We start from the raw sequence: 15,606 nt of genomic DNA on the forward strand, positions 1-15,606 counted from the left end.
GTGAGGGGCGTTTTCTTATTTTGCGTAATCTTTTAAGCTGATATTCTGTTTGACTCTTTCAACAATACCAATAAGTGCCCGGTAATCTTCTTCTGTCATTTTTAATTGACGTTTCAGCTGTTCATTTTCTTCGGTGAGTGATTTTAATTGATGCTGTGCATCTTTAAGCTCCTCCCGTAAATAAGCTGGACCAGATGGTTCTTTCTCAAGCTGCTCTAGAAACCGAATTACTTCTCGAAGCGTCAGTTCAGTCTGATCAGAAGATGCCTTCTCCTCTATGGTGAACGCATGCTGCGGTAAACCCGAAGAATGGATACCAATTTTTTTACGCAGTTCTTTTCGCTGTTTTTTGGCAAGCTCAATGCCCGCCTGGTACTGCTTTCTGACGTAAGAATTCCACCTGAATCCACATGCTGCTGCTGTTCTTGACAATGCTTTTCCCACCTCTTCAAATGCTGAAAGCTGGGTACCGCCATCTCGGATATGCCTTAAGACAACTTCTGCTAAAAGTAAATCTTCATCTTGTGTCCATGCGTCCTGCCGTGTAATCGTCAACTCATCATCCCCCCTGAATCTGAATACCACATCATATGCGCTTACTAGAGTAGATAGACTATTTGCAGGAGAGAAACCTAAAAAATAGATCAATAAAAAAACGCAAGGGAAGATTCCCTCACGTTTTTTATCAAACATTAGTTGCTTTTTACGTCTTTGCCTTTGTATGTTCCGCAAGATTTGCAGACACGATGAGAAATTTTCATTTCACCGCATTCTGGGCAAGCTACCATACCAGGTACTTGTAGTTTGAAATGCGTACGACGCAATCTTTTTTTCATTTTAGAAGTTCTTCTAAAAGGTACAGCCATTATTCCCACCTCCTTAAAGAGTTAAGATTCATTATTTTCTTCTAAGAGCTTCTTCAAGCCTTCCAGACGAGGATCAATTCGGTTTTGATGTGCATCTTCCGAAATGACCGCCCAGTCATTCCCTTCCTGTGGTGCAGCACCTTTTACGTCAGCTTGGTCGCAAAAGATTTGCATAGGCACTTCAAGAAGAATTTCTTCCTTGACTATAGGCGTTAAGTCGATGATATCGTCTTCTACAACAGATACGTCTTCATCTTCTATATCGTCTGTCTTATGAAGTACAAATAGTTCTTTTGTTGAAATCGCAAATGGATAATTTACATCAACAAGCGTTCTTGAACAAGGCAATGTCATTTCACCTGTGATGGTTAAATCAAATGCGACTTGCTTTGATTCGATCACTCCAGTCCCTTTCACCTCTACTGGTGAAATACGACGTATATCTGAATGAAGGCTAGTAAGTTCATTTAAGTCAACCGTCTCATGAAAATCGAAGCTGTTTTTAGCTTTTTGATGTAACTGATAAACTGTCCATTTCAATTGTATCACCTCTAAGAGCAACAAACATGATTATAGCTTTCATCATGCTATTTGTCAATATTTTTTCTTTACAGTCCTTCATGACGTCAAAGGGCTGTTTGACATCAGTTCTCGGAATGCCTAAACTGAAAAAAATGGTCTTCATTTTTCCCTTATGCTACTGTAGCACAGACCATTTAACCATAGCAAGAAAGGCGGAACATCTATTGAAAGCAGTGGGAGTCGTTGTCGAGTACAATCCATTTCATTATGGGCATGCCTATCATGTGAATCAGGCGAAAAAACAAACCTCCTCAGATGTTGCCATTGCCGTCATGAGCGGTTCTTTCCTCCAGCGCGGGGAGCCTGCCATCGTCTCAAAATGGGCACGTACAAAAATGGCACTGCAAAACGGGGTAGACATTGTGTGTGAGCTTCCATACATATATGCCGTACAAAAGGCAGAAACCTTCGCCAATGGCGCTGTGTCCATCCTTGATGCATTAAAATGCCATTCTCTTTTTTTCGGCAGTGAGGATGGAGAGATCAATGCATTTGAGCGCACAGCACACGCTTGGCATGAAAAAAAGGCAGAGATTGATCTTTTAACAAAAGAAAAGGTGAAAAAAGGTCTTAGTTATCCCGCAGCAGCTGCTGCTGCGTTTCAAGAAGCCATTCATTCTGAACACTTACTGGATTTGTCCAAACCAAATAACATTTTAGGCTTTCATTATGTTAAAGCCATCTTAGAGAGAGCTCCTCACATGCAGCCTTTTACGTCTCAAAGAATTGCATCTGATTATCATGATGAAGAACTGCCTAACAACCAAAAAATCGCAAGCGCCACAAGTATCCGAAAAGCATTAAAAGAACAGAACTCATTTCAAGCAGTCACGCCCTATCTCCCGGACGCTACTTTAAAGCAATTACACGACTATCATTCTTCATATGATCTTTTACATACGCAAGAAGCCTATTTTCGCTTTCTGAAACATGTTTTTCATACAATGGATACGAGTGAACTAGAGGGCATCTATGAAATTGAAGAAGGCATTGAACACCGCATGCAAAAAGCCATGACACATGCATCTTCCTACGAGGAGTATCTATCACTTGTCAAAACAAAACGATATACGTGGACAAGGTTACAGCGGATGAATACGCATCTATTAATGAACGTGAAGAAAAAGACGATGTACGAGCTGCTTGAAGAGAAAAAAGCGCCCTATATTCGTTTACTTGGAATGACAAGGAAAGGACAACAGTACTTGTCTCTTGTAAAAAAAGAGTTGGATGTACCACTTGTGAGTAAACTGTCTTCCTTTTCACATCCCGCCCTTGATCTTGATATTCGCGCTTCAAGGGTGTTCAGCCTTCCCATCTGTGAACCCATGCAAACAGAGTTAACAAAAGCAGAGTTTAAAACATCACCGATTCGATATGATGAAGAGAGCGGACTCTTTTCATCTCGATAAAAAAAGCAGCCTGATTTGCAGGCTGCTCTTTTTTATGATGCTTTCTCTTTTAATTTGTTTAAATAGTTTAGTGCGTCCTGCATGGTATCCACAGGAACGATTTTCATATCACTTTTAATATCTTTTGCTGTTTTGACTGCATTTTTGTAGTCAGAGTTTGGGTCACCTTTATCATTCGGTGCAAAGAAGATGTCTTTTCCTGCTTTGTCTGCTGCAACAACCTTTTGATCAATTCCACCAATCGGTCCGACTGTACCATCTGCATCAATCGTTCCAGTTCCTGCGATCGCATAGCCATGTGTTTCATCTTCTTTTGTCAGCTGATTGTAAATTTCAAGTGACATCATTAAACCAGCCGATGGACCGCCTATGTTTTCAATATCCACTTTCACAGAAGGAGACACTTTCACATGACGGTCTGTAAATAGTGATACGCCAATTCCCACTCGTTTTGGCTCTTCTTTAAATGGTTTTAACGTCACGTTCTGCGTGATTTCTTTGCCATTACGTTCAAGTACAAAACGGACAGTCGTGCCTGCTTTTTTACTGCTGATATACGAAACCATTTTATCTGCTGACTCATATGTATGACCGTCGACGCTTTTGATCTTATCGCCCACTTCAATCTTCCCATATGCAGGCATTCCTTTCATCACATAGCTCGCATATACCCCATTAAACGTATAATCTACTTTTTTCCCTGCTTTAGTATAAGCGGCAATCATCGCATTTTCTTGAGAACTTTTCATGAGCTGCAGCTGCCGTTTCATATAATCCTCATCAGACTCTCCGTCCGCTTTAATATTTTCTTCTGGAACGATTTCGTCATACTTGTTCATTTTTGCAAGCAAATACGTATATGGATTGGCTGGACCTACTTTAATGGTCATAAGAGAAAAGCTGCCCTTCTCGCCATATCCTCCGTCTACTTGAATGTGTGGCGCAATTTCTGTTGCATCACCTGGCTTTGTGACGTAATAGGGCAGTTTCACAAAAGTTAAGCCAAATAAGACTAGAACAACAGCAAAAAAGCTGAGCCAGCGAATATTTAATTTTTTCATTCGATTAACACTCCCATTTATCAATGACATCTTTCAGTTTTCCTTTTAGTTGGTCGGCGGCGAGTTCACCTGCTTCAATCATTTCTTGAACCTGTGTAAACGCACTAGAGCTAAAGGTCTCGAGCTTCGGCCGAATCATGAGATCTGCATGAATGGTTTGGTGACGAACCAATTCATTTTGAAGGATGTCCAAACTTTGCATAATGACATCCGATAATCTCGTTGCCTTTTCTGTTTTTTTCACCCTTGATACATCAGAGGCGATAATGAGATCTGCTCCCATTTCTTTGAGAACAGAGACAGGAATGCGGTCCACTACCGCTCCATCCACCAATTGCCTGCCGCCTATTTCATGCGGAACAAACACTCCCGGAATGCTAATGCTTGCCCTGACTGCTTGTGAGACAGACCCTTCTTTGAACACAACCTTCTCCCCTGTCTGAAGGTCACAGGCGACAATCGCAAGAGGCACGCGCATTTCTTCAATATTCTTCCCATATGTAAACGTGTGAATCAGCTGCAAAATTCGATTTCCTTTTAACAGACCGATTTTTGGCAGTGTATAGTCAGCATAATACTTTCTTCTGAAGACAAGTGCAAGTTTTTTCATTTTTTCTACGTCTTGTCCTGCCGCATAAAAGCTCCCCACAAGAGCACCAATACTGCTTCCTGCGATCATATCCACCTGAATTCCTTGTTTCTCAAGACTAGATAAAACCCCGATATGCGCCATCCCTCTGGCACCCCCGGAGCCCAGCGCAAGCCCGATAATCGGTCGTTTCATGAATCCACCCTCCTCTTTCTATGCATATATACGAATCTATAGGTCTAAACATGCCCCTTCTCATCGTATAGTAATAGAAGACAGGCTCGGCTAGCATCTCTTTTTCTTTAATCACGAGCTCGCCAATAGATTATAACGGCAAGGGGCGACATCTCCATGAAAAAATGGAACACTCTGTTCATCGCTGCTTTTTTTATCTTTTTAACAGCCACTGTGATTACACATCCACAAGCCTCTTTGCAAGCATCGAAAAATGGACTTGCAATGTGGTGGGAAGTGGTTTTTCCATCGCTGCTACCTTTTTTTATTTTGTCCGAGCTATTAATCAGTTTCGGGATTGTTAGATTTGTCGGCGTATTATTAGAGCCATTTATGCGGCCTATCTTTCGGGTGCCTGGTGTCGGCGGATTTGTATTAGCGATGGGAATGGCCTCTGGTTTTCCTTCTGGCGCTAAATTGACGACAAGACTTCGGCAGGAAGGACAGCTGACAAGAATTGAAGCAGAACGCCTTGTGTCATTTACCAATTCTTCAAACCCTTTGTTCATTTTTGGAGCAGTGGCTGTAGGATTTTTTCATCACCCAGCTTTAGGCATTGTGTTAGCCTGTGCACATTATTTAGGAAATCTCGCGGTTGGGGTAACGATGCGCGGATATAAAGCACGTCATGATGCGCACCTCAGAAGCCGAAAAGGATTTTTATTGCCTCCAATTCGAGAAGCATTCAGCACTCTTCATACGGCAAGACTCGCAGAAAAAAGACCACTTGGCCAAATATTAAGTGACGCTGTCATGTCATCTGTTCAAACGCTCTTTATGATTGGCGGCTTTATCATTTTATTTTCTGTCTTTAGTCAAATGCTCGCTGTCGTTCATGTAACAGATCTTCTCTCTATCGGGATCGGCTCTATACTGAAAACGATGCACCTTCCGCCGGAATTAGATCTAGCCATGATTGCGGGTCTATTTGAAATCACATTAGGAAGTCAGCTCACAGGATCACAAGAGGTTTCCCTGCTCGCTAAAACAATTGTGGTCAGCTTTATTTTAGGATTTAGCGGATTCTCCGTTCAAGCTCAGGTAGCCGGCATTTTGGCAGCAACCGATATACGCTTTAAACCGTTTTTCTTCGCCCGTTTGCTTCACGGTATTTACGCAGCCGTCTTTGCCTTTCTGTTATTCAAACCCCTTTATGTCTCTAAAGCAGAAATGGCGCTTCCAGCAGGGGCATTTGAAGCAAGCGAGCAAGTCGTGATGTTTAGCAGCGTTTTATGGAATCAGCTTGTATCTGCTGGTCCTCTCATCACCTTGTTCAGTCTGATCGTGTATATTGCGCTCTATTATCAGAAATTAAAAAATGGATGAGTGCACAATGCACTCATCCATTAAATTTTTCTTTCAGCGCAGCTTCGACCTCTTGCGGTACAAGCTCTTTGACTGATCCATGATACTTCGCTACTTCTTTAACAATGCTTGAACTTAAGAAGGAGTATTGATTATTCGTCATCATAAAGAACGTTTCAATGTCATCATTCAACACTTTGTTCATTGATGTCCCTTGCATCTCGTATTCAAAGTCCGTCACCGCTCTAAGTCCGCGCAAAATGACTTTCGCCTCTTTTTGTTTCGCATAATCAACGAGCAGTCCATGAAAGGATTCCACTTTGATATTTGGTAGCTCCTTTGTTGCTTGACGAATGAGTTCACATCGCTCTTCAACAGTAAAAAGCGGCTTTTTTGACGAGTTATTAAGGACGCACACATATACTTCATCAAAAATCTTTGCCCCTCTTTTGATAATATCCAAATGGCCCAATGTGACTGGATCGAAGCTACCCGGACAAACGGCTATATTCCCCATGCTTTAATTTCCCCGCTTTCTATAGATCGTAATGCCAGTCATTCCGTACATTTCCTGCCTTGAGATATGTAGCTGTCCTGCTTCCTCTGGCAGTGTCACATCTTTATCGTGCTCACACACAATGACGCCATCATCTGCTAATAAGGAATGCTCATCAATCGTATCAAGAAGTGCTTTCAACTTTTGATCTTTATACGGCGGATCAAGGAAGATGGCTTGAAAAGATTCTTCTCGCTTCACTACAGCAGCGAGTGCACGGTTTGCATCATTTCGAAACACTTCACTTTGATCCATCAGCGACAATTGATTCAAGTTGCCTTTAATCGTCTGAATCGCCTTCATATCTCGATCCACAAATATACAATGATCGAACCCTCTAGAAAGCGCTTCAATACCTAAACCACCACTTCCAGCAAATAAATCAAGGGCCCATCCCCCATCAAAATACGGTCCAATCATATTAAAAATGGATTCTTTTACTTTATCTGTTGTTGGTCTTGTTGATTGGCCGGGTACGGCTTTCAGCGTGCGGCCTTTTTTTGTTCCAGAAATCACTCTCATTTTTCCACCACTTTTTCTGCTTGCATCTATTGAATATTGTTTGATGACAAAAAATTCAACATTATCTTACCATATCCACTCCACATGGGACAATGCACTGAATTCCATTCATTTTCTATGTATAGATCACAAAAGAGAGGGTCATACTACTGTTAACAGCATCTGATGTGGTGCTGTTGCCAACCGCGGAGAAGACTTACGTTTCCCCATAAGTTCTTCCTCCGGTTTCTCCTCTCCCTTTGCCTTCTCCTTAATGAATCATTAAGAATAGAAGGACCCCGCGGGTGATGCCGCGGGGGTTTTTTTGTGTCTTTAAAAGCCCACCTTATAGTCATACTCTTTTGCTTTGTCCAATTTCGATTCGTACTCTAATTTAATAAAAGGTTTATAGGAAGGCTCAACACGTTTCACAAATGGCAATGAACTGAGCTTTGCCATGTGGCGCTCAAGATCATTCATATCACAATAAATCACTGCATATTTCATTTTCCTTGAAATATAGTGAACATTCCCAAATTTCCTTAGCGCTTTTGACTGCTTTAACGAATGCAGCCAAACGACCATCCCTTGACGTTTGGTATCCATCTTTTCACCTGCCGCTTTTCAATTCTTTCCGTTCATTATGTAAAAGACGAGACGTTCAAGTCTCGTCAAGATACTTTACAGCCACAGCTGCCTCCTGATCCACAGCCACCGCCGCATGATGATAGACCATCAAAATATGGGTTCCCTGTTGGAACTTTAATATATGCTGATACAGCTTGACCGATTTCAATACTAATCTCATCTAAGATGGATTGAATCGCTGTTTCTGCTTTTTTGAAATCAACCACTGTATCGTGAAGATCTAGCTTTCTTTTGACCTCACGCATTTCTTTTGAGATCGTTCTATAGTCCGGATGGTATTTGCCGAACCGCTGCACATCTTCATATTGCTCTTTTACTTTTGTAAAATGGGCAATAATTTGTTGGGCTTCTTCGTCTTGCTGGAGACGCTTAAAGCAGTTGCGGTAATGTTCAGCCTCCTCCGACTGAAGAATCATGGCAGCCAATTGATTTGCTTCCTCTTGGAGCTCCACAGATTCGATTGTCGCATACATAAATGTTGCACCTCCAATTCATAGTTTACCACGAAACCTATGGATCAGAAAATGCTTTTACGTGACAAATACATCCCATGTCTCTCTTTTCTGCTTATATTCAGGGTGACGAGAATTTAGCACAACGGTCATTTTATGCTTTCCTTTTGAAAGGTGCTTGACCACAAACGCCGCAGTATACTCATTGCCTGCCCGTTTCCCGTCTACATACACAGTAAAATACCCCGCCTTCTTATCCTTTTTCAAGGGTGAAGGTTCAAGGTGAAAATCTTGAAGTGTACTTTCTATATACACAACAGATCCCTGCACTTTGTATTTTAAAAAGCCTTGCTGCTTCATTTCACTTTGCGTCTGCTGCATGACTGGTATTGCTGGTTCTTGCCTAGTTACTTGCTCTTGATCATGTTGACTTTGACATCCGGTGAGAAGAAAAAGCAATGCGCATATTGACAGCATCCATTTCATGTTCTGATTCTCCTTTCGTCTACTTTCATAGGATGCTCATGAAATAGACATCTTAATCAACTCAAAAAAAGCCTCACCCGGCTCCATTTTGATTGCGCATTGCTTGGAACATCTGGATCATCATTTCAGCCATTTGGACACTATTGCTCAACTGGCTCACACGATGAGGAATGGTTTTTTCGTAAAAGTTCATTTTATCTAATTCAAACGAAGTGACATTTTCAGGATGCCGCGTTAACTGTCTATACCAGAGTGGGCGCTGCCTGATGAATTTGATTCGATCCTCTTCGGCCATGACAAACTCTTGTACTTCTCTCCGCACCAAAAGCATCCCCTTTCAATTAATCTTTCCTGAAGGAGAATGGGTGCTGGCTGCCTCCAGATGAACCCTTCTTTGAGCCATTTGATGAAAATTGACCGAGTAAGCTTTGTAAAGAGGAAATAGACTGGCTCATTTTATTAATTTGTTCATTCATTTGATCAGTGTCCATTTTTTTCACTGCAGAAACCATTTTAGACATAAAATCTGCTTTTCCCGGTTCACTTTGCTTAGTGGCTTTTTCTTCTTTTGCTTCTTCCGTTTGTGTTTGCCGGTAAGGAGACCACATGTCATCTTCCTCACCAAACATGACCCAATTCTCGTATAAACTTTGCCAGCTTTTTTCTTGCGTCTGCACTTCTTGAATTAATTTCGGATGGCGTCTGACGAACTGTTTAAATTCATCAATGGATGTTTGCTTTTGCTTATTTGTCATATCCTCACCCCCCATACAAATGCCTACTATACTATATACATCTGGGTCTATTTTGGTGAGCCCTTTTCATAAAAAAACAGCCGCCATCTGTGCGCAGCTGTTTAGAGGATTAAGACGTTTTCTTAATGAAGTTTTGTGTATAGTACTTTTCTTTCACACCAACACCAAGGTGCGTGTAATCTTGATTTAACAATGCCTTCCGGTGACCTTCGCTATTCAGCCAGCCTTCTACAGCTGCAGGGCCATCAACATAATTATACGCAATGTTTTCCCCCGCAAGCTGAAATGCGACCTCGCCTCTTTCTAACCGGTCTTTCAGCGTGCCGTATTTTTTAGATTCATGTGAGAAATAATGATGATCTTTCATGTCCTCACTATGCATGAATGCCACTTCAGAGGTTTCATCGTCCCACTTTAAGGTCGGCAGTTTGTACTTATGGCGGATAATATTGGTCATATCAAAAATTTGTTTTTGACTCGACGCTTCAATATCCTTCCACTTTTCGCCTGATATCGCCTCAGGTTCAATTAATTGACCTCGATAAACGACTTCATACGGCTTTTGTTTGACAAATGTATCTGCGTTAAAGGCTCGAATGCTCGAAAGAGTGCTTTCAAACTTATCCATGTAGAGCTGGACATACACATCATCTCCCACTTTCACCGTCGGCCTGGTATTCATATCATCTTCTGAGAATTCAAAGCGATATGAATTTCCCTCGTCCTCTACATGAATGTAAGGAGCGATTTGTGTTTTTTTAAATACTTCACTTGTGGCTTGACCGATTTTAAACGGCTCAACATTCAGCCCATCCCCTGTCGCAAACAAGGTCACCACTTTACTGTCCTTTACCCCTACTTGAATATAGTGTTTCTTCGATTGATTGTATATCCACCAGTCATAATCATATGCGGAAGGATCAATGCGATCTGGTTCCCCTAGCTGTTTAAGCACTTCGTTTGAAGACTTCCCCATAAAGGACATGAGCCCTTTTTTCGGAATGTTGATCGGCTTATCGCTAGATGTTTCTTCATTAGACACCTTCGGCTCATTGCTGTTTTCTTTTTCTGGTGAAGATCCATATTGAATAAACAGAACGTACGTTCCAGATATAATCAGGAGGATGAAGAGTGTTTTCAGCACAGTTTTCAAATAAACACCTCCGTTAAATTGGCAAGGTACAAAAAGTACCTTCTACTGTCATTTAAACAAAACTTGCTCCATTTATCAACGACAATACAGCCTATTTAACACGAATTTAAAATATGCCCCTCCTAATGAAGAAATCCTTGGCCATGATCCTGGTCTTGTTGAGAGATTTCCGTCAGAGCATCACCTGCACGATCGTTTGATAAATCTTCAACTGATAAATCCCCAAGGGCTACGATTCCTGTGAGTGCCCCATTTTTGACAACCGGGATACGGCGGAGCTGATGTTCTGACATCAACCGGACAATTTCTTCTAGGGTTGCATCTTCTTCAGCTGTCAAAACTTCCTTCGTCATGAGGACACCTACCTCTTGTGAGTTCGGCTTTTTCTCAGCAATACCTCTAAGTACAAGGTCGCGGTCTGTGACAATACCAACAAGCTGATCTCCGTCGACTACTGGAATGGCACCAATGTCAGCATCTTTCATTTTGACTGCCGCTTCATACGCATTGTCGTCCTTTTGCAACGTCACTACTTTTTTCGTCATGATATCTTTGATTTTTTTCGTTTTCACGTTGATTCCTCCATCCGTTATTTTCTTTATTACTGTAACCAGCTTATAAAAGAACATACCTTTCACAGTTGAAAGTTTAACGCTTTCATACTATGATTGTCAGTAAAGGGAATTTTTATAAGGAGGGGTTTTGGGTGAAGTTTGAAGGTACGGGGATTGAAAATGTATCAGCTGACTTAAATAAATTGGATTTCATTATGGAAAGTGAAGGATTTGTACGAGCCGATCAATGGGATTATGAGCGTGTGACGTACGACAGGAAGTATAACATGGTAGAGGGGACGTTTTACTTACGGATCTCTGGCTACGCCACTGAAGGAGATGTTGGCTCCAAAAAAGCCCACATCCAGCTGCTGACACCTTTACTTGGAAAACACTATTATCCGCATGGTGTTGAATATGGAGAAGGCGAAGATTTCCCTAAATCTCTTATTCAATCAAGCAAAAAAACGCTGAACCAATTAAAAGAAAAACTAGAAGCGATAACTGCTGAAGCATAAAAAGCACAGCCCTTGCGGCTGTGCTTTTCATTTATTCATATTTCGGAATGAGCGCATCTGGTACGGCATCTTTCGCTCTTTCTTTTCTCGCCCAGTCAAAGAAGACAACAGCAAGAATCGATCCGTATACAATCTCTTGAATGATTTTCATCAAAATAGCACCTAGCTGCTGATCTTCTAGCAGCGGCAATGTATGAAACATGTCAGGTCCTGTAAGCGCAAGACCAGCAAGCATATCACTCGGTACGCATAGGTGCAGTGCTTGTATCCATGCACCGGCATCTGAATAAGTGGCATAGATAGGCGCTTCACTAAACATAATGAGTGCGCAGGCAGGTGTCATTAAAATCCCATCTGCCATAATATATCCAAGCTTTAAGATACCTGTAATCTGCGGCTGACTTTGCACTTTATGGACAAGCGGCCACCACATGAAAAAGGCAGCGATAAAAATGACAACCGTCATCAATGCGTGATAAAACGGATCTGTTTTAACAAAATCGAACACAAGCGGAATATGATAAAGCGAAAACAACCCGTTAAATCCGAGCAAGGCAATCAACGGCTTAGAAAACAAGCGGAAAATCGGCTGAATACCCCGTGTTTGAATGATCCGCTCCCAAATCGCCGCAGGTAAACCTGTAATAAGAAGCGGCGGGATGACCAAATAGAGCACTGCCATTTGCGCCATATGCGCACTGAACATAATATGCCCCATTAAATCAATCGGGCTCCCCTTCACTGCGTAAAGCAACACAAGCCCCGTGAGAAATAGCGTTTTCTCTTTCACCGTCGCACGGTGCTTGCCCTTCGTCACGAGAAGCAGATAAAAAGCGGCTGCTACTACAATACATGTCAAATAGTAAGGACTCCATAATGCACGAAATCCAAATATCTCTAAGTTTTCCATTGCTGCGCCTCCTTCAAGGGCAAAGCGAGCTTACCACCAAATAATGGTCAAAAAGGCTAAAACGGTAATAAACGCGACAAACACACCTGAGTAAAGAAACAACGCGGGTGTTTCATGCCCTTTTTGGTTCATGTGCATAAAATAATAAAGCTGAAAAGCCACCTGAATCACTGCAAGCAGTAAAATAAAAGGGACAGCGAACCAATTTCCGACGTCTTCAGAGGCGATTGTTAAAAAGGCAACAAACGTTAAACCAATCATCAAGCCGAAAGAAATGAGCTGATGCTTCATTTCTTCGGCATTTTTCTTTTTCCGATAGACAAGATCGACTTTGGACTGATTTGTGTTTTTATTTCCCATTCTTATCCCACCATTCCCATTAAATATACAACGGTAAAGATGAAGACCCACACAACATCAATGAAGTGCCAATAAAGGCTCGCCACATAATATTTTGGTGCATTGTATAAATCAAGTCCGCGTCTCATATTCCGAATCATCAGAGCGGTGATCCAGCATAGCCCGAATGCAACGTGAGCCCCGTGTGTTCCAACAAGCGTATAGAAGGAAGAGCCAAGTGCAGAGCTCGTAATGGTAAATTCATACGCATGCACATAATGATAAAACTCATAAATTTCTACCCCTAAAAATCCAGCACCTAAAAGAACGGTTACACCTAACCAAAGCTGCATTTTTTTAAAGGCAAAGTTTTTCATATGATACATAGCATACACACTCGTTAAACTGCTCGTTAACAGAAGCATTGTGGCAATAAAGACAAGTGTGAGGTCAAACATTTCAGTTGTTGTTGCGCCGCCTGCATTTGAATTTTTCAGCGCCAAATAAGTGGCAAACAAAGATGCAAACAGGACCGTTTCTCCCCCAAGAAACAACCAGAACCCAACGAACTTATTCTTTCCTTCTAACGTGGCTTTCTCAGGAGAAGCCGGAAAGGTTTCCGCTGTCATTTTTTGTGGTTCCATTATGCTTTCACCCCTTTGTCATCGTCATCCGTCAAATCTTCTTTGTGAATATGGTATCCATGATCATCTTTAAGAGAGCGAACGAGCATGGTCGCAAACGTGATCCCAAGACCAATGAAGATCACCGGTAGACCCCAGCTGTGTTCTTGACGATACATAAAACCAAACGCTGACACAAATAGACCGAATGAGATAATGATAGGCAAGATGGAATTATTCGGCATGTGAATATCATCGAGCGGTTCAGATGCTGTCATTCCTTTTTTACCATCCATTTTCTCAATCCATAATGGATCAAGTCCCCGTACAAGAGGCAGCTGCTTAAAGTTATATTCTGGCGGAGGTGAAGATACTGCCCATTCAAGCGTTCTTCCATCTCCCCAAGGATCGCCCGATACACGCTCCCCTTTTGCTGTCGTCCAGATGATATTAATCAGCATGATGACAACTGCTACAAACATGAACAGTGCCCCAATCGTACTGACCAAGTTCCCAAGGTCTAGACCCTGACCTGGCAAGAATGTAAAGACTCGGCGCGGCATGCCCCAAAGACCGAGAAAATGCTGGATAAAGAACGTTAAATGGAAACCGACGAAAAACAGCACAAAGCCAATTTTCCCAAGCTTCTCATTCAGTATTTTCCCAAACATCTTCGGCCACCAATAATGCACACCAGCTAAAATACCGAAGACCACACCACCGATAATGACATAGTGGAAATGCGCCACAACAAAGTACGTGTCATGGAACTGATAATCCGCTGCTGCTGCTGCAAGCATGACGCCGGTTACACCGCCAAGTAAGAATGACGGTATGAACGCAACTGAATATAGCATCGGCGTTGTAAACTTCACATTACCGCCCCATATGGTGAGCAACCAGTTAAACACTTTAATTCCAGTTGGCACCGCAATCGCCATTGTGGCTACGGCAAAGATCGCATTGGCAATTGGACCAAGTCCTGTTGTGAACATGTGATGCGCCCACACCATGAATCCAAGGAAACCAATTAATACAGTCGCAAACACCATGGACGAATAACCAAACAATCTTTTTCTTGCAAACACCGGAATGATCTCAGAGAAAATCCCAAATGCCGGCAAAATCAAGATATACACTTCTGGGTGTCCAAAAATCCAGAACAAATGCTCCCAGATGATTGTATTTCCGCCGAGCTCTGGATTAAAAAAGCTCGTATCAAACATTCGATCAAGCATCAGCATCGCAAGTCCTGCTGTCAGCGGCGGGAATGCGAATAAAATTAGTGCAGATGCCACAAACGTCGTCCAGGTAAAGAGCGGCATTCTCATATACGTCATACCTGGCGCTCTCATATTAATAATCGTTGCAAGAAAGTTGATTCCGGCAATTAGCGTACCAATACCCGCTATCTGCAACCCTAAAATATAGAAATCCATGCCGTGCCCTTCTGAATTCAGCGTGAGCGACGCATAGGCAGTCCAGCCTGCATCAGGTGCTCCGCCCATAAACCATCCAAGGTTTAAGAAAATTCCTCCGAAAAAGAACAGCCAAAAACCAAGTGAATTCACAAATGGAAACGCTACGTCACGTGCACCAATTTGAATGGGTACAACCGCATTCATTAATGCAAATAAAAGCGGCATTGCTGCAAGGAAAATCATCGTTGTTCCATGCATCGTCATGACTTCATTGTAAAACCCTGCACTCACAAAATCATTTTCAGGGATGGCTAGCTGAATACGGATAATCATCGCTTCCAGGCCACCAATTAAAAAGAAAAATCCCCCTGCCACTAAATATAGTATGGCAATTTTTTTGTGGTCAACCGTCGTTAAGTAATCCCATAAGACAGCGCCAAACCCCCGCTTTTTAGCTATTGTACTCACCATGAAATCCCCCTCTTATCTCCCATTTGCCCCTTTTCATATCAATGTCTATCTTCACGTTCTAAAACAGACTATATCTGACAGATGACTTATTCTTGGATGTAGAGACTTATTCGGGAGCTCTTAACAAAAACTTCACATAGATCGTATACCCTTTTGAATGTGCACCACTT

General features: G+C 42.1%; 21 protein-coding genes. 3 read left to right on the forward strand and 18 right to left on the reverse strand.

Translation table 11 applies throughout. The features are described from left to right. Positions 1–15: 15 nt before the first annotated feature. The 3 genes from gerR to FXF70_RS14410 all read right to left on the reverse strand — a co-directional run bounded on the left by gerR (position 16) and on the right by FXF70_RS14410 (position 1,406). Positions 16–555 carry a sporulation-specific transcriptional regulator GerR gene (gene gerR, locus FXF70_RS14400; RefSeq protein ID WP_017359370.1) on the reverse strand — a complete coding sequence of 180 codons (540 nt, stop codon included), beginning with the start codon at positions 553–555 and terminating at the stop codon, positions 16–18. Positions 556–692: 137 nt separating this feature from the next. Then, entirely contained in the window at positions 693–866 is a 174-nt protein-coding gene (gene rpmF, locus FXF70_RS14405; protein WP_008354700.1) for a 50S ribosomal protein L32, read from the reverse strand. Between the two features lie 21 nt (positions 867–887). After that, complete coding sequence (locus FXF70_RS14410) at positions 888–1,406, reverse strand: YceD family protein (RefSeq protein WP_008345010.1); 519 nt, start codon at positions 1,404–1,406, stop codon at positions 888–890. A gap of 206 nt (positions 1,407–1,612) precedes the next feature. Between FXF70_RS14410 and FXF70_RS14415 the strand changes: the two genes are divergently transcribed. Continuing rightward, positions 1,613–2,860: a nucleotidyltransferase gene (locus FXF70_RS14415; RefSeq protein WP_262368842.1), complete on the forward strand. Its 1,248-nt coding sequence runs from the start codon at positions 1,613–1,615 to the stop codon at positions 2,858–2,860. Positions 2,861–2,892: 32 nt separating this feature from the next. Here FXF70_RS14415 and FXF70_RS14420 read toward each other — a convergent pair whose 3' ends face one another. Beyond that, a complete protein-coding gene (locus FXF70_RS14420) occupies positions 2,893–3,921 on the reverse strand; it encodes a SepM family pheromone-processing serine protease (protein WP_017359372.1) in 1,029 nt (342 codons plus the stop codon). Between the two features lie 4 nt (positions 3,922–3,925). Next, the gene (locus FXF70_RS14425) at positions 3,926–4,705 is read right to left on the reverse strand and encodes a patatin-like phospholipase family protein (protein WP_017367186.1); all 780 of its coding nucleotides are present in this window, start codon (positions 4,703–4,705) and stop codon (positions 3,926–3,928) included. Positions 4,706–4,861: 156 nt separating this feature from the next. On the opposite strand from FXF70_RS14425, the gene ylbJ reads away from it, so the two are divergent. Then, positions 4,862–6,070 (forward strand): sporulation integral membrane protein YlbJ, encoded by a 1,209-nt coding sequence (ylbJ, locus tag FXF70_RS14430; RefSeq protein WP_148780473.1) that lies wholly within the window; start codon positions 4,862–4,864, stop codon positions 6,068–6,070. A 13-nt stretch (positions 6,071–6,083) separates the two neighbouring features. On the opposite strand, the gene coaD is transcribed toward ylbJ, so the two are convergent. The 9 genes from coaD to FXF70_RS14475 all read right to left on the reverse strand — a co-directional run bounded on the left by coaD (position 6,084) and on the right by FXF70_RS14475 (position 11,145). Continuing rightward, positions 6,084–6,566, reverse strand: coding sequence for a pantetheine-phosphate adenylyltransferase (gene coaD / locus FXF70_RS14435; RefSeq protein ID WP_007499803.1), 483 nt, complete (start codon positions 6,564–6,566; stop codon positions 6,084–6,086). A 3-nt stretch (positions 6,567–6,569) separates the two neighbouring features. Next, entirely contained in the window at positions 6,570–7,127 is a 558-nt protein-coding gene (gene rsmD, locus FXF70_RS14440; RefSeq protein ID WP_007499805.1) for a 16S rRNA (guanine(966)-N(2))-methyltransferase RsmD, read from the reverse strand. Positions 7,128–7,439: 312 nt separating this feature from the next. Beyond that, the gene (locus tag FXF70_RS14445; RefSeq protein ID WP_008345023.1) at positions 7,440–7,712 is read right to left on the reverse strand and encodes a YlbG family protein; all 273 of its coding nucleotides are present in this window, start codon (positions 7,710–7,712) and stop codon (positions 7,440–7,442) included. A gap of 65 nt (positions 7,713–7,777) precedes the next feature. Then, complete coding sequence (gene ricF, locus FXF70_RS14450; RefSeq protein WP_007499807.1) at positions 7,778–8,227, reverse strand: regulatory iron-sulfur-containing complex subunit RicF; 450 nt, start codon at positions 8,225–8,227, stop codon at positions 7,778–7,780. Between the two features lie 57 nt (positions 8,228–8,284). Then, a complete protein-coding gene (locus FXF70_RS14455) occupies positions 8,285–8,692 on the reverse strand; it encodes a hypothetical protein (protein WP_035392159.1) in 408 nt (135 codons plus the stop codon). Between the two features lie 73 nt (positions 8,693–8,765). Continuing rightward, entirely contained in the window at positions 8,766–9,014 is a 249-nt protein-coding gene (locus FXF70_RS14460) for a YlbE-like family protein (protein ID WP_017359376.1), read from the reverse strand. Positions 9,015–9,033: 19 nt separating this feature from the next. Continuing rightward, a complete protein-coding gene (locus FXF70_RS14465) occupies positions 9,034–9,447 on the reverse strand; it encodes a YlbD family protein (RefSeq protein ID WP_108611210.1) in 414 nt (137 codons plus the stop codon). A 109-nt stretch (positions 9,448–9,556) separates the two neighbouring features. Beyond that, on the reverse strand, positions 9,557–10,600 hold the full coding sequence (locus tag FXF70_RS14470; RefSeq protein ID WP_008345031.1) for a CAP domain-containing protein: 1,044 nt from the start codon (positions 10,598–10,600) through the stop codon (positions 9,557–9,559). Between the two features lie 122 nt (positions 10,601–10,722). After that, the gene (locus tag FXF70_RS14475; RefSeq protein WP_235701872.1) at positions 10,723–11,145 is read right to left on the reverse strand and encodes a CBS domain-containing protein; all 423 of its coding nucleotides are present in this window, start codon (positions 11,143–11,145) and stop codon (positions 10,723–10,725) included. A gap of 161 nt (positions 11,146–11,306) precedes the next feature. Between FXF70_RS14475 and FXF70_RS14480 the strand changes: the two genes are divergently transcribed. Then, positions 11,307–11,672 (forward strand): YugN family protein, encoded by a 366-nt coding sequence (locus tag FXF70_RS14480; protein WP_148780477.1) that lies wholly within the window; start codon positions 11,307–11,309, stop codon positions 11,670–11,672. A 31-nt stretch (positions 11,673–11,703) separates the two neighbouring features. On the opposite strand, the gene ctaG is transcribed toward FXF70_RS14480, so the two are convergent. The 4 genes from ctaG to ctaD are packed head-to-tail and all read right to left on the reverse strand — an operon-like array spanning position 11,704 to position 15,436. Further along, positions 11,704–12,582, reverse strand: coding sequence for a cytochrome c oxidase assembly factor CtaG (gene ctaG / locus FXF70_RS14485; protein WP_008345036.1), 879 nt, complete (start codon positions 12,580–12,582; stop codon positions 11,704–11,706). A 30-nt stretch (positions 12,583–12,612) separates the two neighbouring features. Then, the gene (gene ctaF, locus FXF70_RS14490) at positions 12,613–12,942 is read right to left on the reverse strand and encodes a cytochrome c oxidase subunit IVB (RefSeq protein WP_003211520.1); all 330 of its coding nucleotides are present in this window, start codon (positions 12,940–12,942) and stop codon (positions 12,613–12,615) included. Between the two features lie 2 nt (positions 12,943–12,944). Beyond that, on the reverse strand, positions 12,945–13,565 hold the full coding sequence (ctaE, locus tag FXF70_RS14495; protein ID WP_007499822.1) for a cytochrome c oxidase subunit III: 621 nt from the start codon (positions 13,563–13,565) through the stop codon (positions 12,945–12,947). Beyond that, positions 13,565–15,436 carry a cytochrome c oxidase subunit I gene (ctaD, locus tag FXF70_RS14500; RefSeq protein WP_007499823.1) on the reverse strand — a complete coding sequence of 624 codons (1,872 nt, stop codon included), beginning with the start codon at positions 15,434–15,436 and terminating at the stop codon, positions 13,565–13,567. Before ctaD ends, ctaE begins: the two co-directional genes overlap by 1 nt. Positions 15,437–15,606: the final 170 nt, after the last annotated feature.

Origin of the sequence: Bacillus sp. Y3, from assembly GCF_008123875.1 — a bacterium.
Taxonomy (GTDB): Bacteria; Bacillota; Bacilli; order Bacillales; family Bacillaceae; genus Bacillus; species Bacillus altitudinis.